Raw genomic sequence first — 17,133 nt, 5'->3', positions numbered from 1 at the left:
GAAAGTCCGAGTACCCGGCGCTGGCGGGAAACCGACACAACCGTGTCCCGCGGATCAGGTCCAGACGTAGTCGGTGATGCTGTACCGAAGTCGGCGAAACAGGGTGTCGCCCCAATCCGCTCGGCGGCGTGGGATTCCCGCATCGTCCAAGATCTGGCCCAACAGTGCGCCGTGGCGTTGCTCTTCGCGGACGAACAGGTCGATGACGTCGCGGTATGCGGGGTCGTCGGTGGCTGTGGCGTAGCGGTCAGCGGAGGCGGCCAGGTGAGCGCCGTCCGATCCACTCGTACCCGAAAGCCGACGTCGCCGCCAGCGCCTGCCGATCATTTGCCGCGCAGGGCAATACTGTTGCGTGGGCATTCGCCAAAATCTCTGATGATTGAGAGGACGAAGTCATGACGAGCAGGCTCCGATCGAACATGGCGGTCGCGGTCGCGGTCGGCCTGGGTGCGGGCGCGCTCAGCGCGACGGCACCCGCTCTGGCCGCCGACACCCCCACCGTGGTGCTGGTTCACGGCGCGTTCGCCGACACGACCAGCTGGGACGGTGTCGCCGAGGCCCTGCGCGCGGACGGTTACCGCGTGGTGGTCCCCGACAATCCGCTACGCGGTCCCGCCAACGATGCCGCCGCGATCGAACGCACACTCGCCACGATCGACGGGCCGATCGTGCTGGTCGGACATTCCTACGGTGGCGCGGTGATCACCAACATCGACGACCCCGACGTGACCGCGCTGGTCTACATCGCCGCGTTCGCCCCGCAGCAGGGTGAGCCCGCCCAGTTGGCACTGGATCCGATCCGTTTCCCGGGTAGCCAACTGCTGCCCCCGGTCCTGCAGCTCGCCATCGTCGACGACAGCCAGGGCATCGCGGGCAAGAACCTCGACGGCTATGTCGCCCCGGCGTCGTTCCACGAGGTGTTCGCGCAGGACGTCAGCGACGCCACCGCCGCCGACATGATCGCCCACCAGCGCTCCATCGCCGTAGCGGCGAACATCGAACCCTCCGGACCGACCTCGTGGTCCCACACGCCCAGCTGGTACCTCGTCTCCGGCGCCGACCGGGTGATCCCCCCTTCGTCCCAACGCTTCATGGCCGACCGCATCGGCGCCCGCACCACCGAGATCCCTTCCTCCCACGCCTCCTTGGTCGCGCAGCCCGCTGCTGTCGCCGCTGTCATCGAAGAGGCCGCCACGCACTGACATTCGAGGTATCCGGCCTCGAGTGTGGTCAGTGGCGTGGCCTGACCCAGCCGCCGAACGCCCTCTCGAGAGTGAGGGCCGCGGCGATCGAGAGGTGGTCGCGGTTCGGGCCCGCGACCACCTGAACTCCCAGCGGCAGACCACCGGAGCCGCGGCCGAGGGGAACCTGGGTGACCGGTAGTCCCGCGAGGCTGAACGGTGCGACCGTGTTCGTGCGCCACAGGCGCCCGGTGGTGCGACCGTGACGGGGTGCGACCGTGGTCAGGGTGGGGTGCAGGAGCAGTCCGTCGCCGATGGTTTCGGTGATCTCGGCGGCAGCGTTGTGCGCGGCATCGGTGATGCGCCGGGCCGTCGGGCCCGGTACTCGTGCGGCGATCAGTTCGCCGAGTGCGAGGAGCCGGGTGGGGAGTGTGTGGTCCCCGCCGGCGGCGGTGAGCTGCCCCAGCGCGAGGATGTCGGCGCCTTCGTTGCGCATGATCTCGGCGAAACTGATCCCGGTTTCCTCCGCCAGCACGATCGAGGCGAAGAGCCCGATCATCCGCAGTGCGGGCATCGGTACACGGGTGATCTCGGCGCCTACATCGGCGAGCGCGGCCGCGGCGCGGTCACGTGCTGCCAGCACTTCGCGGCCGACGCCGGGGGTGAACGTTTTGTCGAGCAGCACCACGCGAAGACCGCGTAGCGAGGTGGTCGCCGGATCGCCGAGGGTGACTTGCTGTGCCAGGGGATCGGTCCCGTCGGGGCCTGCCATGATCTGCAACAGCGGAATGAGATCGGCTGCACGGCGGGCGATGACCCCGTTGGAGCACAAGGCGGCGACCCCGAAAGGCGGTGGCCAGGCGCCGGTGGTCGGGAGCAGACCGGTCGAGGGGCGGTGGCCGAAGACGCCGTTGCAGAAGGCGGGGATGCGGATCGAGCCGAGGGTGTCGGTGGCCAACCCGAGCGGAGATCCGCCGCTGCCCACAGCCGCACCCTCACCGCCCGAGGACCCGCCGGCGGTGCGTGCCCGGTCGTGCACATTGCTGGTTCGCCCGTAGACCCGGTTGGTCGACTCGATCCACATGCACCCCTCGGAGGTGTTCGTCAGACCGAGCACGATCGCGCCGGCATCCAGGACTCGTTGCACCACAGTGGCATTGGCGGCAGGGCGCAAATGCTTGCGTGCCACCACACCCGCCGTGTTCGGCAAACCGGCGACGGCCAGGGATTCCTTGACGGTGATCGGTACGCCGAACAGTGGTGGCAGGTGCGCCGGTCCGGTCGCGAGGTGGGCGTCGGCGGCGTCGGCCTGCTGTCGCGCGGTGTCGTAGCAGTCGACGACCACGGCGTTGGTGGCAGGCGCGAAGCGTTCCAGCACAGCGATGTGGGCATCGATCACCGCACGGACGGTCACCTCGCGCGCGCGGATGGACGCGGCGAGGCCGATCGCGGACTCATCAGTGATCGTCATGCCGTCGGGGCGAAGCATCATGCGTTACAGTATTACGTACTCTGTCAAGGCGTATCCTATCTGGTCGGCAAGCGGAAACTGCCCCAATCGCGGGAGGCTGCATACGGTTTCCCTTCACCGATGACTTTCGGGTGGATCCGTCGTCGTTACCACTGGGTGTACCGACAGACAGGAGTACTAGCATGACCAGACCAGTTCGATTCGATACGACCGTGGTACGGGCGAACGGGGTGGATCTCGGCATCGAGAGCTTCGGCCGCGAGGACGATCCGCTGGTGCTGCTGGTCGGCGGAACAACGATGCTGTCCTGGCCCGATGCGCTGTGCGAACGACTCGCGTCGGGCGGGCGGCGCGTGGTCCGCTACGACCTGCGCGACTCCGGTGCGTCGACGCTTCTCGACCCGGAGCATCCCGCGTATGACCTGCGGGATCTCGCCACCGACGCGGCCGCGCTGGTCGAGGCGCTCGGAGCCGGGACCGCCCATCTCGGTGGGGTCGGCGTCGGCGGGATGATCGCTCAGGTCGCCGCGCTGGACCACTCGGACGTGTTCTCCGCACTGACCCTCGTCAGCACCCGGTCGGTGGCGCCGGGCCCGGTCGACGAGGACCTGCCCGACCACGACGGCGCGATCATGCGCGAGCTGTTCTCCCGCCCGATGCCGGTCTGGACCGACCGGGACGCGGTCGCGGCGTTCGCCGCCGAGGGCGCCGAGTTGTTGGGCAACGATGCGGAGCAGGCGCGGTCGACGGCAGCCCGGATCTGGGACCGGACGCCGTCACCCGATCCCGCCGTCCACCAGGCGAACCAGCTCGGGATGGTGTTCTCCCGCATCGACTGCACCCCGCGATGGCGCGAGCGGCTCGGCGAACTCGACGTGCCCACGCTCGTGGTGCACGGCCGCGCCGACCCGTTCTTCCCCGTCGGCAACGGCGAAGCCCTCGCCACCGAGATCCCCGCAGCGCGACTACTCGTCCTCGACGACATGGGTACCGCCCTGCGCCACACCGCGGCCGACCAGATCGCTGCCGCCATGCTCGCCCTCTGACACGCGGCATGCTGTCCGACCTAGGGGCTGGAACGCAGTAGCGCGCCGCACAGGACTTGTGCGGATATGGTCCGGGTCGGCTTCGTGGTCGTCGAGGACGACCGCCGCACACAGTCCGTAATTCGGTGGGTCACCCGCCGACGCCTTCGCGGTGCCGAGTCCAGATCGTCGAGGCAACGCTGGCGATCGTGATGGCCGCGTTGTGTGCGGCCGTCGATCGATCCCATATCCACGGATGGCCCTGCCGGCCTGCCGCATCCCGTGATATCCCGCTTTCCGTGACGGATTGGACCGAGCACAGTTTTCGAGGTGTTCCGTAGCAGTAACGTTACGTTGGCAGTGACCAAACGTAAACGTAATAAAATCAAGGTCATTGAGAGCGAGGGGAGACCCTGACCGCCGATAATGTTCACTTATCGGCGGTCAGGGTCGAGAAGGCTCGATTCGACTCTTCCTGGGGCGACACGGAATTCGTTTCGTGTATTACGTAAGGAAACGACGAAACCAACGCTACGATTCTCCCGTGTCGAGCGTCTGCAACTATCCGGGCTGTGCCCGCCCCATTACCCGCGCCGGTGGCCCGGGTCGCCCCTCCGAGTACTGCGATCACCCGGACCACACCCGGTGGCGAGCCTGGCGCGAAAGGCAACGGCAGCAACAGGAGTCCGAGAGTGCGGCCGCTACCGTCACTGTGACGGCTCAGGGGCCGGTGACCGTGGCGCGGTTGCGGGCCGATGAGCTGCTCGGCCAATTCCGTGGGCTGGCCGAGCAATTGGGGACCACGTTGAACGCGGCGGTGGCCGAGCTGCAGACGATCGGGGATCCGTCGGTGGCCGAAGCGCAGGTCCAGGCCGCGCAGGCCGACGCTGCCCGCCGGATCGCCGAGGCGGAGATGGCGACGGTCGCGGCCGAACAAGCGCGCCGCGAAGCCGAAGAGGCACGCGCGCTGGCGGAATCGGTGGCCGAAGAGGCAGTCGCCGCGGCGGAACATGCCGAACAGGCGGTGGGTGAGGCGCTCGCGGCCAGGGACGAAGTCGTCGCCTCGGTGGACGCGCTCACCAGGCAGGCCGCCGAGGACGTGTTCGCGGCGCGCAGCGATGCCGAGGCGCAAGTGCGTGCGGCACAACGACAAGCGGCCGACGACATCGACAAGGCCAAACAGGATGCCGACGACACCGTGGCCCGCGCCGAACAGCGCGCCGACACCGAGATCGCCCACCAGCGCCGAGACGCCGACGCCCGCATCGCCGCCGCGAACGCCGAACGTGATCTCGCGATCCAGCGCGCCGCCGACGCCGACCGGGCCACCGAACGCGCCGAGCAAGCCACCGCCGAGCGAGTGGAGGCCGCCGCCGAAGCACGCGAGGAGTGGCGCCGGGCCCGCACCGAACTCGACACCGCGCGCGGCGAACTCGACCGCACCCGTACCGAGCTCGCCGAGCTGCGCCGCGCCACCACCATCGAAACCCAGCAGCGCCGTGACGAATCCGCGGCCGCGCTGGAACAGGTACGCGCCGAAGCCGCCGAACGATGGGCCGCGCTCGACGACGCCCGCAAACAAACCCTGGCCCGAGCCGAACGCGCCGAAGCGCAGCTCGACGAACTTCTCGCCACTACCCGCGCCCCGATACCACAGACATGAGTGGGGTATCGGCGGCGGCGAGCAGCGACCTGGACTAGCGTCACGCACATGACCGAGCAGCCCGGCCCTCTCGAATCGACCCGTGAGTTCGCCGCCATCGACATCGACGACATGCTGAACGCCGAGGAAACCTACACCGGCCCCACCTCACGGACGCGGCTGATCGCGATCCTGGTGGTGGCGGCGCTGGTACTGGGCGCTGGCGCCACCACCTTCGCCATTCTGTTGGCCTGACCCCCTACGCGGGCCGAGCCAACGGGGTGTCGGGGTCGCCGGAATTACGCAGTGCGACGATCTGGTCGGGCACCCAGTAGATCCGGCCGAACTCGAACGCCTGATAGACCCCGTCGTCATGGCCGGTCTCATCGGAGGCCGGCCACCCGAGCTCGCCGTTCTGGTAACCGGCCGCTGCCCACCGATCACCGATCGCACCGTGCACCCAGTACGCGGGTTGCTCAGCACGTCGGTAGACGGTGCCACCCTGAAACGTTTGCGCCAGCCCGGGTCCGGAACCGCGCGGGTCGGGCAGTTCGGTGTGCTCGGCGGTCGGGTAGCCCAAGGGGCCTGCCTCCCACCCCAGCTCGGCATATTTGGACATGACCGCCGTCGGGATCGCGTGGGCATCGGTGGCCGGATGCCAGTAGACGTAGCCGTGCTCGAATTCGGCGAAACGTCCCACCCTGTCCGGTGTGGGAAGTTCGCCGTCGGTGCGGCGCGCGCCCAACCACGGGGACGCCGCGGCACGAACATCGATCGCCGTCGGTGTGGTCCCACCGGCGAACGCGGCGACGTGGGCGGCGAACACATCCCACGGGAAGTTCGGTCCCACATCGGTGTGGGAGCCGATGCCGAGCGCCCTCGTGACGTACTGGTGATCGGAGATGCCGTCGCCGATGTGGTAATCCGGTTCGATCACCTCGGTCGAGTACCCGTGGCGGTGCGCGCTGCGCACGGCCAGGAACGCCGCGATCCGCAGATCACCGTCGATGCGCAACCACTGCTCGCGCGACCACGCGATCCGGCTGCCGGCGAAGCACAGATTCACGGTGAAAGGGTTCGCCGACAGCACCGACCACGACGCGCGTTCCTCCGCTACCACCCGCACCACGATCGCGTCGCGCAGCGTGTAGTGGTAGGACACGCCGTTGGCGGGGTTGTTGAGGTAGGCGGCAAGGGATTCGGCGGTGCCGTTGCCTTCCTGGGTGTGCAACAGGAAGTTGGTGATGCGGGCGCCGTCGCGCGAGGAGTGCGAGGGTCCGAGGCGGTCGATCTCGGTGAACTGCGGGACCGGTACCGAGCGGTCGAGTGCCCACTGCCCGAAGTCGGGGGCGAGGATGTCGTTGACATCGACACGGGTGCCGTCGATGAGAGGTCCGGGGTTGCTCGGGGTGTCGATCACCCGCTGGTAGAGCACCGCGCGCGGTTCCCGCTCGGTGCCCGACCACGCTCGCGTCTGCCACGCCCAACTGAATTCCCCGCGCGCGCCGACCACGCCGTCCTCGATCGCCCACGCGCACACCCGCGAATGCCCGTAGACCCCGGTCCATTCCGTACCGAGCACCGCATTGACCCCGCGAAAGAACTCGACGGCGGTGCTGTTCCACTGCGAGAGCGAGATGTCCTCGTCGACGGCGAAGAAGATCGGTGCCTGTCGAGGCGCGCCCACGCTCAGATGCGTGGCCAGCGCCTGTTCGGCCATCCGCCGACCGCCGTCGAAACCGGTGGTCCAGTCCGACGGTGTCGCGTCGCCGGGTTTGCCGTATTGCCAGATGGAGACGATGTCGAGCCCGGCAGCGGTGAGTGCGCGCGCGTAGTCGGCGGTGATCGGTTTGGCACCGAAGTTCGCACCCGGCCTGCTCGGTGAGATGTAGGCGAGGACCGCCGAATGACCCGCCGCGACGATCGCCGGCGGATCGATGAGCCTGGCCGCGAAATCGACAGCTGTAGACATGATTGACCCCCTGTATGACTGCGTACCCGATGGAATTCCCGAAATGGTGGAACTATCGCGATGATCTACGCTGGTACCCGAGGACCGGTACCGGGGTGAGGATCTCACCTCGCACCATTCTAAACGAAACACTCACTCCCGCACCGTCGTTCACCAACGAACAGGGTAGTACCCGAATGTGGGAGTAGTTTCACTCACGCATGCGGGCCATCGCGCCCGCTAACCTTTGGCCATGGTGGCGCAGCTGATGTGGGGGATCCCGACGCACGGGTTCTTCGTCGCGCTCGGGGTCGCTGTCGCCGCGGTGGTGTTCGTGACCGAATGCAGGCGCCGCGACGCACTGCGCGAAGAGTCCCTGGTCGCGGTCACCGGAGCGTTGGTCGGTGGGGCGATCGGAATGCGGTTGTCGAGTCTGGCCGAGACGCTCGATCCCTATGAGAGCTGGATGTTCGGTGCGCGCAGCGTGCTGGGCGGATTGCTCGGCGCGTATGTGGGCGTGTTGATCGCGAAGCGGATCATCGGCTACCGGGAACGGACCGGTGACCTGTTCGCCCCGGCGGTGGCACTGGGAATGGCGGTGGGGCGCATCGGGTGCCTGCTCACCGAGGCGCCGGGACGGCCCACGAGCCTGCCGTGGGGGATCCACGCGCCCGCGACGGTACCGCAATGCCCCGGGTGTGTGGCCGGTGTGGCGATGCATCCCAGTTTTGTCTACGAAATCGTGTTCCAGCTGGCCGCTTTCGGCGCACTGTGGTGGTTACGCGACCGGATCAGCACACCGGGGGAGCTGTTCACCCTCTATGTCGGGGCCTATGCGATCTTCCGGTTCCTGGTCGAGTTCACTCGCGCCAACGACACGGTGTGGCTGGATCTGACGCGCCCGCAATGGTTCCTGCTGCCGGGACTGGTCCTGGTGGCGGTGCGCTGGACCATCGGCTATCGGCGCGGCAACTACGACGGTGTACTTCGACGAAAGGTCGCGGCATGAACTTTCCTCCCGGACCACCACCGAACATGCCACCCCCACCGCCCTATCCGGGCGGAAAGCCGCCGGGGCAGGGCGGTCAGATCGCGGCGATGGCATTGGCGGGTGCGATGGCGTTCATCGTGGTCAATGCGATCGCGGGATTCGTCGTGTTCCTGGTGGTGGCCTCCATCAACGACGACGCCGCGACCAAGGCGCTGGTCGGGCTCACCGCGGTGGCCAGTGCGGCGGCGGCCTTCGGGGGTGGCTGGCTGTTGATCCGGCGCAAACGGCCCGCTCCCAAGGGGTTCGGAATGGGGCTGATGATCGGGTGGTCGCTGGTCTCGGTGTGCACGGCGGGTTTGTGCACGGCCATCAACCCCGAGCTCTACACCGGCATGTTCGGGATGGCGCGATGACCGGGATGCCGTTGCGGGGCGATCGGATCCTGCGCTATGTCACCGCGTTCTGCCCCCGCTGTCACGACGAACACCCCGAAACGCCGCTGCCCGAGGTCGCGCGACTGTCGGGGTGGCTGGCCGAACGGGACGGGAAGGTCTTCCTCGAACGCGGGTGCCGCACCCACGGCATGGTCCGGACCCTCTACGACGAGGACCCCGAGATCCTGGCCTACCTCGAAGAGTGGACGGCCCCGACCAAAGCGCACCTGCCCGACACCGTCGGCAATTTCGATCCCGTGCCCTCGGCGTATCTGCGTGGGCTGCCCGAGATGCAGACTCAGCACACCTGCATCCTGCTCGAGGACATCATCGACAGCTGCAACCTGCGCTGCCCGACCTGTTTCGCCGACTCCTCGCCCGAACTGCGCGGTGTGGTGGCGGTCGAGGACGTGCTGGCCAATGTCGATCAGCGGCTGGCCCGCGAGAACGGGCGCCTGGACGTGCTGATGCTCAGCGGCGGTGAGCCGACCCTGCATCCGCAGTTGGCGCGACTGCTGGCCGAGCTCACCGCGCGGCCCATCACCCGAATCCTGCTCAACACCAACGGTCTGCGCATCGCCGTCGACGACGAACTGCTGGCGCTGCTGCGTACCCATCGCGACCGGGTCGAGGTGTATCTGCAATACGACGGGGAAACAGCGCAGGCCTCACGCCATCACCGCGGCGGTGACCTGCGGGTCCGCAAACAGCAAGCACTGCAACGGCTTTCGTCGAACGCCGTCTTCACCACCTTGGTGATGACAGTGGCGCTGGGCGTGAACGACGACGAGATCGGCGCGGTCCTGCGCACCGCCATGGACACCCCGTTCGTCGGCGGAGTCTCGATCCAACCGCAATTCGGGTCCGGGCGTTCGGGAGCGATCGACCCGATGGACCGGCTCACCCACACCGGCGTGCTGCGCCGACTCGGCCCGCAGACCGACGGGCTGGTGACCTGGCGTGACCTCACCGCGCTGCCGTGTTCGCATCCGCACTGCTGCTCGGTCGGCTACCTGTTGCGTGATGACGCCGGGCAGTGGCGGTCGCTGGTCTCACTGATCGGGCACGAGAGGTTGAAACAGCAGTTGGGGCTGGTGTCGAACCGGATCGCGGACTCGGCGCTGCCCGCCGAACTGCGGATGGCGGTGCAGGAGTCGCTGCTGGGACTGCTGTCGGAGCAGTCGTCGCTGTCGCATCCGGAGATCGGGCGGGTGTGGCGCAATATCTGCGAGAACTGCGACCTGGGGATGTCCACCCTGCTGACGTTGGCGTCGTCGGCATTGCCCGGACGGCGCACACGGTTGCGGACACTGCTCGGGGAACGGGTCGTGCGGATCACGATCAAACCGTTCATGGATATGTCGACGATGATCGAAGAACGACTCACCCAGTGTTGCGTACATGTGGGCACTCGCGCCGATGCTGATCAGTGCGCGCCGTTCTGTGCGGTGCAGGCGTGGCCCGCGCTGTCGCGGCAACGGTTGTCGGCGTCGGCACCGTCGGGACGGGCGTTGCTGCCGGTGGAGGTGCGGTGAGCGAGCGCGGGGTCTATTACGAGGAGGCGATGCGCGCCCAGCAGCCGCACGACCCGTTGACGTTGTGTGTGGTGGCGACCGTGGCGTTGCTGACGTGGTTGGTGGGCCCGTGGGCGGTGGTCGGGTTCGGCGCGCTCGCGTTCGCCGGGTATTGGCGGGCGTGGCGGGCCGGGTTGCGGCGCAGTCGATGCTGGTTGCGCGACACCCGCCTGGTGCTGGCCTACGTCGCGGCGATCGCTGTGGTCGGGGTCGTCGGCGTGATGTGGTGACGGCGTGTCGCAGAAGCCGGTGCGGCAGAACAGTAGCGGGCGAGCGCGGGGCGCGGTTGACTGGTAACCATGGCCGCCACTCGATCCAGCAGGCAGCGTCGATCAGGGGTGGCCGCACCCGCGGTCCCGCCGGGCGAACTGATCGTCATCACCACGCCGACCGGCCCGGAGATCACACCGATCGCCTTGCGCGAGAACCGATCCGTCCGCACCAGAGTCGATGAATTGCTCCCCGGCTCGGCACGTCTGGTGCCGATCTTCGGTCCGGACAATCGACTTGCGGCCAGACTGGCCGACACACCGCAGGCACCGGTCGCGGGGGACTACCTCAGCTACTACTCGGTGCACGGTGAGCTGGGTGACCTCGGCGAACTCGCGCATCGGCTGCGCGAGGACGACACCGTGGCCGCCGCCTATGTGAAGCCCGCGGCCGAACTGCCGCTGGCACCGCTCGCGGACACCATCGTCGCGCCGCGAGCGCCCGCTGTGACACCCGATTTCCGGGTCAGGCAGGCCTATCTGGACGCCGCGCCCCACGGTATCGATGCGGTGTGGGCGCACGGTCAGCCCGGCGGGCTCGGCACCGGCGTGCGGGTGATCGACGTTGAGGGCGCGTGGCGGTTCACCCACGAGGACCTGCGCCAGAACCAAGGCGGGATGATCGGTGGCACCGCGTCCGACGATCTGGGGTGGCGCAATCACGGCACCGCCGTCGCCGGTGAGATCAGCGGCGACCTCAACGCCTTCGGCGTCACCGGGATCGCACCCGAGGCCCACATCAGGGCCATGTCCGTCTTCGGCATCGGCTCGGCCGCCGCGATCCGCTCCGCGGCCGACGCCTTGAACCCCGGCGACATCGTCCTCATCGAATTGCATCGCCCCGGTCCGCGATTCGACTACCGGGCCACTCCTGATCAGCGTGGCTACATCGCCGTGGAATGGTGGCCCGACGACTTCGCCGCCATCCGCTACGCCGTGAGCCGCGGCGTCGTCGTCATCGAAGCGGGGGGAAATGGGGCCGAAAACCTCGACGACGCCGTCTACGACACCCGCCCCGGTGATTTCCCCGCCACCTGGCACAACCCGTTTCGCGCGGGCCGGGCCGACTCCGGCGCAGTCCTGGTCGGCGCGGGCGCCCCACCACCGGGCCTGCACGGCCGCGACCACGGCCCCGCCCGCTCGCGTCTGGACTTCTCCAACCACGGCGCCCGCCTCGACGTCCAAGGCTGGGGCCGTGAGGTCACCACCACCGGCTACGGCGATCTCCAAGGCGGTCCCGACGAAGACCTCTGGTACACCGACGAATTCAGCGGCACCTCCAGCGCCTCGCCGATCGTCGTCGGCGCCGTCGCCGCCTACCAGGGCATCCGCGCCCACGGCCCCGGCCGCGCGACCCCGGAACAGATAAGGACCCTGCTCCGCACAACAGGCTCCGCCCAGACCGCCGCCCCCGGCCGTCCCACCACCCAGCGCATCGGCACCCTGCCAGACGTGCGCGCCATGTCGGCGAAAGGCTGATACCCGCGATGGCAGTCATCAACCAGACCACCGTCACCCCGTCCAAGCGCCATCTCGTCGCGACGTGGTTGCCCAGCCGGCAGTGGTACCGGGGCACGACACCACACATCCGGAAGGCCGGCGGGTTCCGCCTCGACGATCCCGCAGGCGAGGTGGGCATCGAATTCCTGCTGTTCGTCGACGATTCCGGTGCCGACGAAGTGTTGTATCAGGTGCCGTTGACCTATCGTGGGGCGCCGCTGCCGGGAGGTGACGCCGCGCTCGTCGGCACTGCCGAACACGGAGTACTGGGCCGTCGCTGGATCTACGACGGCACCCGCGATCCGGTCGCGATCGGCGCCGTCGTGGATCTGCTGACAGGTCGGACGAGGGCTCAGGCTCAGAGCGTCAGCGACGCGCCGGATCCGACCGTCGTCGTGACGCAGCCCGAACACCGGTCGATCGAGGGTGATGTCGGCATCGGTCTGGACGACATCACCCACACCGACGTTCCCATCGGGTCCGCTGTCGTGCGATTCCACCGCTCGCCCGCAGCCGTACGACTCGGCGCGGCGGGCTCGGTCGCCGTGCCCTCCGCGCTGGGCCCGGTCGTGGAGCTGATCACCGTGCTCACCGACTAGCCCCACAACTGCTCCCCACCACGCCACCACGGGTCGAAAACCAGATGTGCAGTGCTGGGGTGGCGTGGGAGGGTACGAGGATGGCATCGGCGAAGAGCGTGTGCGTTCGAGCGGCTACCCAGGCGGACTCGGCTGCGATCTTGGGGTTGCAAGAGGCCGGGTTCGGGATGCGGTACGGCGGTGACGAGGACGAATTCCGGGGCAAGGTCTTTCCGGTCGAGCGGTCGTTGGTCGCGGTGGACGGTGACCGGATCGTCGGGCACACGGTGGATCGGACGATGACGGTCACGGTGCCGGGGCAACGGTCGGTGCGGGCGTGCGGGGTATCGGGGGTCGCGGTGGCTCCGACGCATCGGCGGCGGGGGATTCTGCGCGAGCTCTATGAGGCCCAGCATGCTCGAACCGAGGCCGACGGATTGCCGTTGACGATCTTCACGGCCAGCGAGGGCACGATCTACGGGCGGTTCGGGTACGAGGTGGCCATTCTCGACACCGCGATCCACATAGATACGCGGCGCGCCGAATTCCGTCCCACTACACCCGATCCGGGCGGTGTCACCCTGGAGACGCTGGCCGACGCCGCCTCGCGGATTCGCGAGATCTACCAACGCTGGCAGGAAGTGACCTCGGGTGCGCAGGATCGTCCGGATGCCAAGTGGGACCTGTTCTTCGCCGATGTGGAGCGCCATCGCCAGGGCGCGACGACACTGTTCGTGCTGCTGCACGCCGACGGCTACGCCCTGTATCGGCGCTTCCGGCGGGATGGCCGCGATATCGCCTCGGTGTGGGAATTCCGTGCCGTGACCCCTGAAGCGCACGCCGCACTGTGGCGGGTGCTGCTCGGCATGGACCTCGTCGACACCGTCGAAGCCGAGATCGCCGACGACGATCCGCTGGCCCACATGCTCACCGACCCACGCGCGGTGCAGGTGACCCACCGCGGCGACGCACTGTGGGCGCGGGTCATGGACGTACCCGCCGCCCTGACCGCGCGCACCTACCGCGCCGACCTCGATACCGTGCTGGCGGTGCACGATCCGTTCCGCGGCGCCGGCGGAAATTTCGCCCTGCGCATCCGTGACGGCCTCGCCGAATGTGAGCCCACCACCCGGACAGCGACACTCGCCTTCGACATCAACATTCTCGGCGCCCTCTACTTCGGCGGGCAGCGTGCCAGCACTTTCGCCGCCGCGCACCGGATCGCCGTCGAGGATCCGAAGGTGCTGCGCGCGTTCGACGCAGCGTTCACCGCCGATCGCGCGCCGCAATTGGGCTGGCCCTTCTAGGCTCTACGCCAACGGGCGCGTTCGCCCCGAAGGTCACCGCTTCGGGAGTACGGTAGGTAGCTGTGGATTCGCACGAGGTCGATCCTTCGGTTCGGGTGCGTGGCGCCCGGGTCCACAATCTGCGCGATGTCGACGTGGATATGCCCCGAGACGCCCTGGTCGCGTTCACGGGTGTGTCGGGCTCAGGCAAGTCTTCGTTGGCGTTCGGCACGCTGTACGCGGAATCGCAACGCCGCTATCTGGAGTCGGTGGCACCGTATGCCCGGAGGTTGCTGAACCAGGTCGAAGCTCCCGATGTCGACACTGTCACCGGCCTGCCGCCGACGGTGGCCCTGGCCCAGCGTCGGTCCTCGCCGTCGTCACGATCGACCGTCGGCACCGTCACCGCGATCTCGAACACGTTGCGCATGCTCATGTCCCGCGAAGGTGACTACCCCGACACCCCCGCAAGAACCGGCCCCGGGCACTACCCGGAGGGCACCAACCGCCTCTACTCCGACGCGTTCTCCCCGAACACCGTCGAAGGCGCCTGCCCGCGCTGCCACGGACAAGGCGTCGTCCACGAAGCCACCGAGGCGTCGATGGTCCCCGACCCGTCGCTGAGCATCCGAGAGGGCGCGATCGCGTCGTGGCCCGGCGCCTGGCAGGGCAAGAACCTGCGCGACGTGCTGAGCGCGCTCGGCTACGACATCGACCGCCCGTGGCGTGAACTCTCACCCGCCGCCCGCGAATGGATCCTGTTCACCGAGGAGAAACCGGTCGTCACGGTGGAACCCGTGCGCGAACCGCATCGCATCCACCGCCCCTACCAGGGCACCTACACCGGCGCCAAACAGTTACTGCTGCGCTCGCACGCCGAATCCAAGAGCGAGGCCACCAGGGCCCGCGCGGCCGAGCACCTGCACACCGCCGTCTGCCCGTTGTGTGACGGGCGGCGACTCAAACCCGAAGCGCTCGCGGTGACCTTCGCCGGGTACAACATCACCGAACTCGCCGACCTGCCGCTGGGTGAGCTCGTCGAGGTGTTGCGGCCCTACACCCCTGGCACGGAGGCGCTGGCGGTGCTCACCCAGGACCTGACCTCGCGCATCGATGTGCTGATCGAACTCGGGCTCGGTTATCTGAGCGTCGACCGGGAGAGTCCGACACTGTCCGGCGGTGAGCTGCAACGATTACGACTGGCCGGGCAGCTGCGGTCGGGACTGTTCGGTGTCGTCTACATTCTCGACGAGCCGTCAGCGGGACTGCACCCGGCCGATACCGCCGCTCTGACGAAAGTGCTCGACCGGCTCAAGAATTCGGGTAACAGCGTGTTCCTCGTCGAACACGACCTCGACGTCGTCCGTCACGCCGACTGGCTCATCGACATCGGTCCCGGCGCGGGCGTGCACGGCGGCACGGTGCTCTACGCCGGTGAAGTCGACGGCTTGCGCGAAGTGGCCGACTCGGTCACCCGGCCCTACCTGTTCGACGAGATCGTGCGTCCCCCGCGCGCGGCCCGCACGCCCACCGGCGCGCTGCGACTGCGCGCGATCACCAGCCACAATCTGCAAGACCTCGACGTCGACATTCCCCTCGGTGTGTTCACCGCGATCACCGGTGTCTCCGGATCGGGCAAATCCACACTGCTGCACGCTGTTTCGACCACCGCCGAGGCGGATGCGGACATCGTGCGAGTCGTCGAGGTCGACCAGGCGCCGATCGGGCGCACCCCACGGTCGAACCTGGCCACCTACACCGGCCTGTTCGACACGGTACGCAAACTGTTCGCCGCGACCGAGGCCGCCCAAGCTCGCGGGTACGGCGTCGGCCGGTTCTCGTTCAATGTCGCCGAAGGACGTTGCCCGACCTGTCAGGGCGAGGGATACATCACCGTGGAACTGCTGTTCCTGCCCAGTACCTACAGCCCGTGCCCGGCCTGCCACGGTGCGCGCTACAACCCCGAAACCCTCGAAATCACCTATCGCGACACCACGATCGCCCAGGTGCTCGACATGACCGTCGACCGCGCCGCCGACTTCCTCGCCGACGTCGGCGTCGTCGCGCGCGCTCTGCACACGCTGCGCGATGTCGGCCTCGGCTACCTGCGGCTCGGGCAACCTGCCACCGAACTGTCCGGTGGTGAAGCGCAGCGGGTGAAGCTGGCCACCGAGTTGCAGCGAGCGCGGCGCGCGGGCACCGTCTACCTGCTCGACGAACCGACAACCGGGCTGCATCCGGCCGACACCGATATCCTGATGACACAACTGAATTCGCTCGTCGACAGCGGCGCGAGCGTGGTGGTGGTCGAACACGACATGACCGTGGTCGCCGAAGCCGATCATGTGATCGACATGGGACCGGGCGGTGGCGGGCAGGGGGGCCGAATCGTGGCACAGGGGACACCGGAGCAGGTGGCGGACAATCCGGTGAGCCGGACCTCGCCCTACCTGGCGGAGCGGCTGACATGACCCGCGACGCCGATCGGACCGGCACCGCGATGCTCGTGGCCGGTGGGTGCTCGTTCGGGTTGGGTGTGGCGCTGCTGCTGTGGCCGGGGCGCGACGAATCCACCCTGGCGACGCTGTTCGGGATCTCGCTGGTTCTGAGTACCGCGGTGCAGACGTATCTGGCGTTCATGGCGCGGATCGCGTTGCCGCTGAGGGTGCTGGTACTGGTCAGTGCGGGGCTCACCGGGATATTGGCCGGGCTGGTCTTCTACGGCGGCAATATCGAACTGCTCGCCCTGTGGATCGGCATCGGCTGGTCGGTGCGCGGCATCGTGCAGGCGCTGGTCGCGGCGTGGGACGACAGCATCGTCGACGGCTGGACCCACGAAGTGTGCGGGCTCGTCACCACCGCGATCGGCATCGCCGTCATCGCGATCACCTTCCAGACGGTCACGGGGCTGGCCACGATGGCCGGTGGTGGGCTGGTCGTGATCGGTGTCATGGAACTGCTCGCCGGTGGACTCTGGCGGGCGGCGCTGCACGCGGCGCACGGGTCCGCGACCGAGGAACAGAGTCGGCCGATTCGCGCCGCGACCGAGCTGTAGTAGCGAATCACACACTGCCAGTATGTAATTCGAGGTTTACGCGAACTCGGGGACAACGCGACATTGCGGGCAGTCGAGCGCGTGCTGAACTCTGTGTGCACCCTCGCTCACAGCTGGGGTAACTATGCTGCGCGCCGGTAGCGTGGCCCGCGGCGTGCGCACGGGGAGAGAGGGGC

16 protein-coding genes and 1 pseudogene are annotated in these 17,133 nt (G+C 68.2%); 13 read left to right on the top strand and 4 right to left on the bottom strand.

The genetic code is table 11. The annotated features are described in order from the left end of the window. Nucleotides 1–54 precede the first annotated feature (54 nt). Nucleotides 55–360 carry a hypothetical protein gene (locus NS1_RS02945; protein WP_174562615.1) on the bottom strand — a complete coding sequence of 102 codons (306 nt, stop codon included), beginning with the start codon at nucleotides 358–360 and terminating at the stop codon, nucleotides 55–57. Nucleotides 361–395: 35 nt separating this feature from the next. On the opposite strand from NS1_RS02945, the gene NS1_RS02940 reads away from it, so the two are divergent. Then, complete coding sequence (locus tag NS1_RS02940; RefSeq protein ID WP_062981251.1) at nucleotides 396–1,202, top strand: alpha/beta fold hydrolase; 807 nt, start codon at nucleotides 396–398, stop codon at nucleotides 1,200–1,202. A 28-nt stretch (nucleotides 1,203–1,230) separates the two neighbouring features. Here the strand turns inward: NS1_RS02940 and NS1_RS02935 are convergent, their stop codons facing one another. Beyond that, nucleotides 1,231–2,673, bottom strand: a complete 1,443-nt coding sequence (locus NS1_RS02935; protein ID WP_062981249.1) for an amidase — start codon at nucleotides 2,671–2,673, stop codon at nucleotides 1,231–1,233. A 161-nt stretch (nucleotides 2,674–2,834) separates the two neighbouring features. Between NS1_RS02935 and NS1_RS02930 the strand changes: the two genes are divergently transcribed. The 3 genes from NS1_RS02930 (at nucleotide 2,835) to NS1_RS02920 (ending at nucleotide 5,574) form a co-directional block, all read left to right on the top strand. Beyond that, entirely contained in the window at nucleotides 2,835–3,698 is an 864-nt protein-coding gene (locus NS1_RS02930) for an alpha/beta fold hydrolase (protein ID WP_062981247.1), read from the top strand. Between the two features lie 523 nt (nucleotides 3,699–4,221). Continuing rightward, nucleotides 4,222–5,340, top strand: coding sequence for a coiled-coil domain-containing protein (locus NS1_RS02925; RefSeq protein ID WP_255284387.1), 1,119 nt, complete (start codon nucleotides 4,222–4,224; stop codon nucleotides 5,338–5,340). A gap of 48 nt (nucleotides 5,341–5,388) precedes the next feature. Then, nucleotides 5,389–5,574 (top strand): hypothetical protein, encoded by a 186-nt coding sequence (locus NS1_RS02920; protein WP_056819732.1) that lies wholly within the window; start codon nucleotides 5,389–5,391, stop codon nucleotides 5,572–5,574. Nucleotides 5,575–5,578: 4 nt separating this feature from the next. Here NS1_RS02920 and NS1_RS42350 read toward each other — a convergent pair whose 3' ends face one another. Both NS1_RS42350 and NS1_RS42345 read right to left on the bottom strand, forming a co-directional pair. Further along, nucleotides 5,579–6,145, bottom strand: coding sequence for an LGFP repeat-containing protein (locus NS1_RS42350; protein WP_373864325.1), 567 nt, complete (start codon nucleotides 6,143–6,145; stop codon nucleotides 5,579–5,581). Nucleotides 6,146–6,637: 492 nt separating this feature from the next. Beyond that, nucleotides 6,638–7,291: pseudogene (locus NS1_RS42345) on the bottom strand (DUF1906 domain-containing protein); the annotation flags it as partial. A gap of 232 nt (nucleotides 7,292–7,523) precedes the next feature. Here NS1_RS42345 and NS1_RS02905 point away from each other — a divergent pair. The 9 genes from NS1_RS02905 (at nucleotide 7,524) to NS1_RS02865 (ending at nucleotide 16,957) form a co-directional block, all read left to right on the top strand. After that, on the top strand, nucleotides 7,524–8,279 hold the full coding sequence (locus NS1_RS02905; RefSeq protein ID WP_062981243.1) for a prolipoprotein diacylglyceryl transferase: 756 nt from the start codon (nucleotides 7,524–7,526) through the stop codon (nucleotides 8,277–8,279). After that, a complete protein-coding gene (locus NS1_RS02900; RefSeq protein ID WP_157125069.1) occupies nucleotides 8,276–8,674 on the top strand; it encodes a hypothetical protein in 399 nt (132 codons plus the stop codon). Before NS1_RS02905 ends, NS1_RS02900 begins: the two co-directional genes overlap by 4 nt. A 5-nt stretch (nucleotides 8,675–8,679) precedes the next feature. Then, a complete protein-coding gene (locus NS1_RS02895; protein ID WP_062981524.1) occupies nucleotides 8,680–10,230 on the top strand; it encodes a radical SAM protein in 1,551 nt (516 codons plus the stop codon). After that, entirely contained in the window at nucleotides 10,227–10,499 is a 273-nt protein-coding gene (locus NS1_RS02890) for a hypothetical protein (RefSeq protein ID WP_245661306.1), read from the top strand. The genes NS1_RS02895 and NS1_RS02890 overlap by 4 nt, the downstream gene beginning before the upstream one ends. A gap of 69 nt (nucleotides 10,500–10,568) precedes the next feature. Continuing rightward, entirely contained in the window at nucleotides 10,569–12,017 is a 1,449-nt protein-coding gene (locus NS1_RS02885; RefSeq protein ID WP_084503383.1) for a S8 family serine peptidase, read from the top strand. 8 nt (nucleotides 12,018–12,025) lie between these two features. After that, the gene (locus NS1_RS02880) at nucleotides 12,026–12,637 is read left to right on the top strand and encodes a maltokinase N-terminal cap-like domain-containing protein (RefSeq protein WP_062981237.1); all 612 of its coding nucleotides are present in this window, start codon (nucleotides 12,026–12,028) and stop codon (nucleotides 12,635–12,637) included. An 80-nt stretch (nucleotides 12,638–12,717) separates the two neighbouring features. Beyond that, entirely contained in the window at nucleotides 12,718–13,923 is a 1,206-nt protein-coding gene (locus NS1_RS02875; RefSeq protein ID WP_062981234.1) for a GNAT family N-acetyltransferase, read from the top strand. Between the two features lie 140 nt (nucleotides 13,924–14,063). Then, nucleotides 14,064–16,373 carry an ATP-binding cassette domain-containing protein gene (locus NS1_RS02870; protein ID WP_255284402.1) on the top strand — a complete coding sequence of 770 codons (2,310 nt, stop codon included), beginning with the start codon at nucleotides 14,064–14,066 and terminating at the stop codon, nucleotides 16,371–16,373. Then, the gene (locus tag NS1_RS02865) at nucleotides 16,370–16,957 is read left to right on the top strand and encodes a hypothetical protein (protein WP_062981231.1); all 588 of its coding nucleotides are present in this window, start codon (nucleotides 16,370–16,372) and stop codon (nucleotides 16,955–16,957) included. Before NS1_RS02870 ends, NS1_RS02865 begins: the two co-directional genes overlap by 4 nt. Nucleotides 16,958–17,133 lie beyond the last annotated feature (176 nt).

Origin of the sequence: Nocardia salmonicida NBRC 13393, assembly GCF_001613085.1 — a bacterium.
GTDB classification, from domain to species: domain Bacteria; phylum Actinomycetota; class Actinomycetes; order Mycobacteriales; family Mycobacteriaceae; genus Nocardia; species Nocardia salmonicida.
The sequence above is the reverse complement of the archived record's forward strand: the minus strand, read 5'-3'. Positions and strand labels throughout refer to the sequence as shown.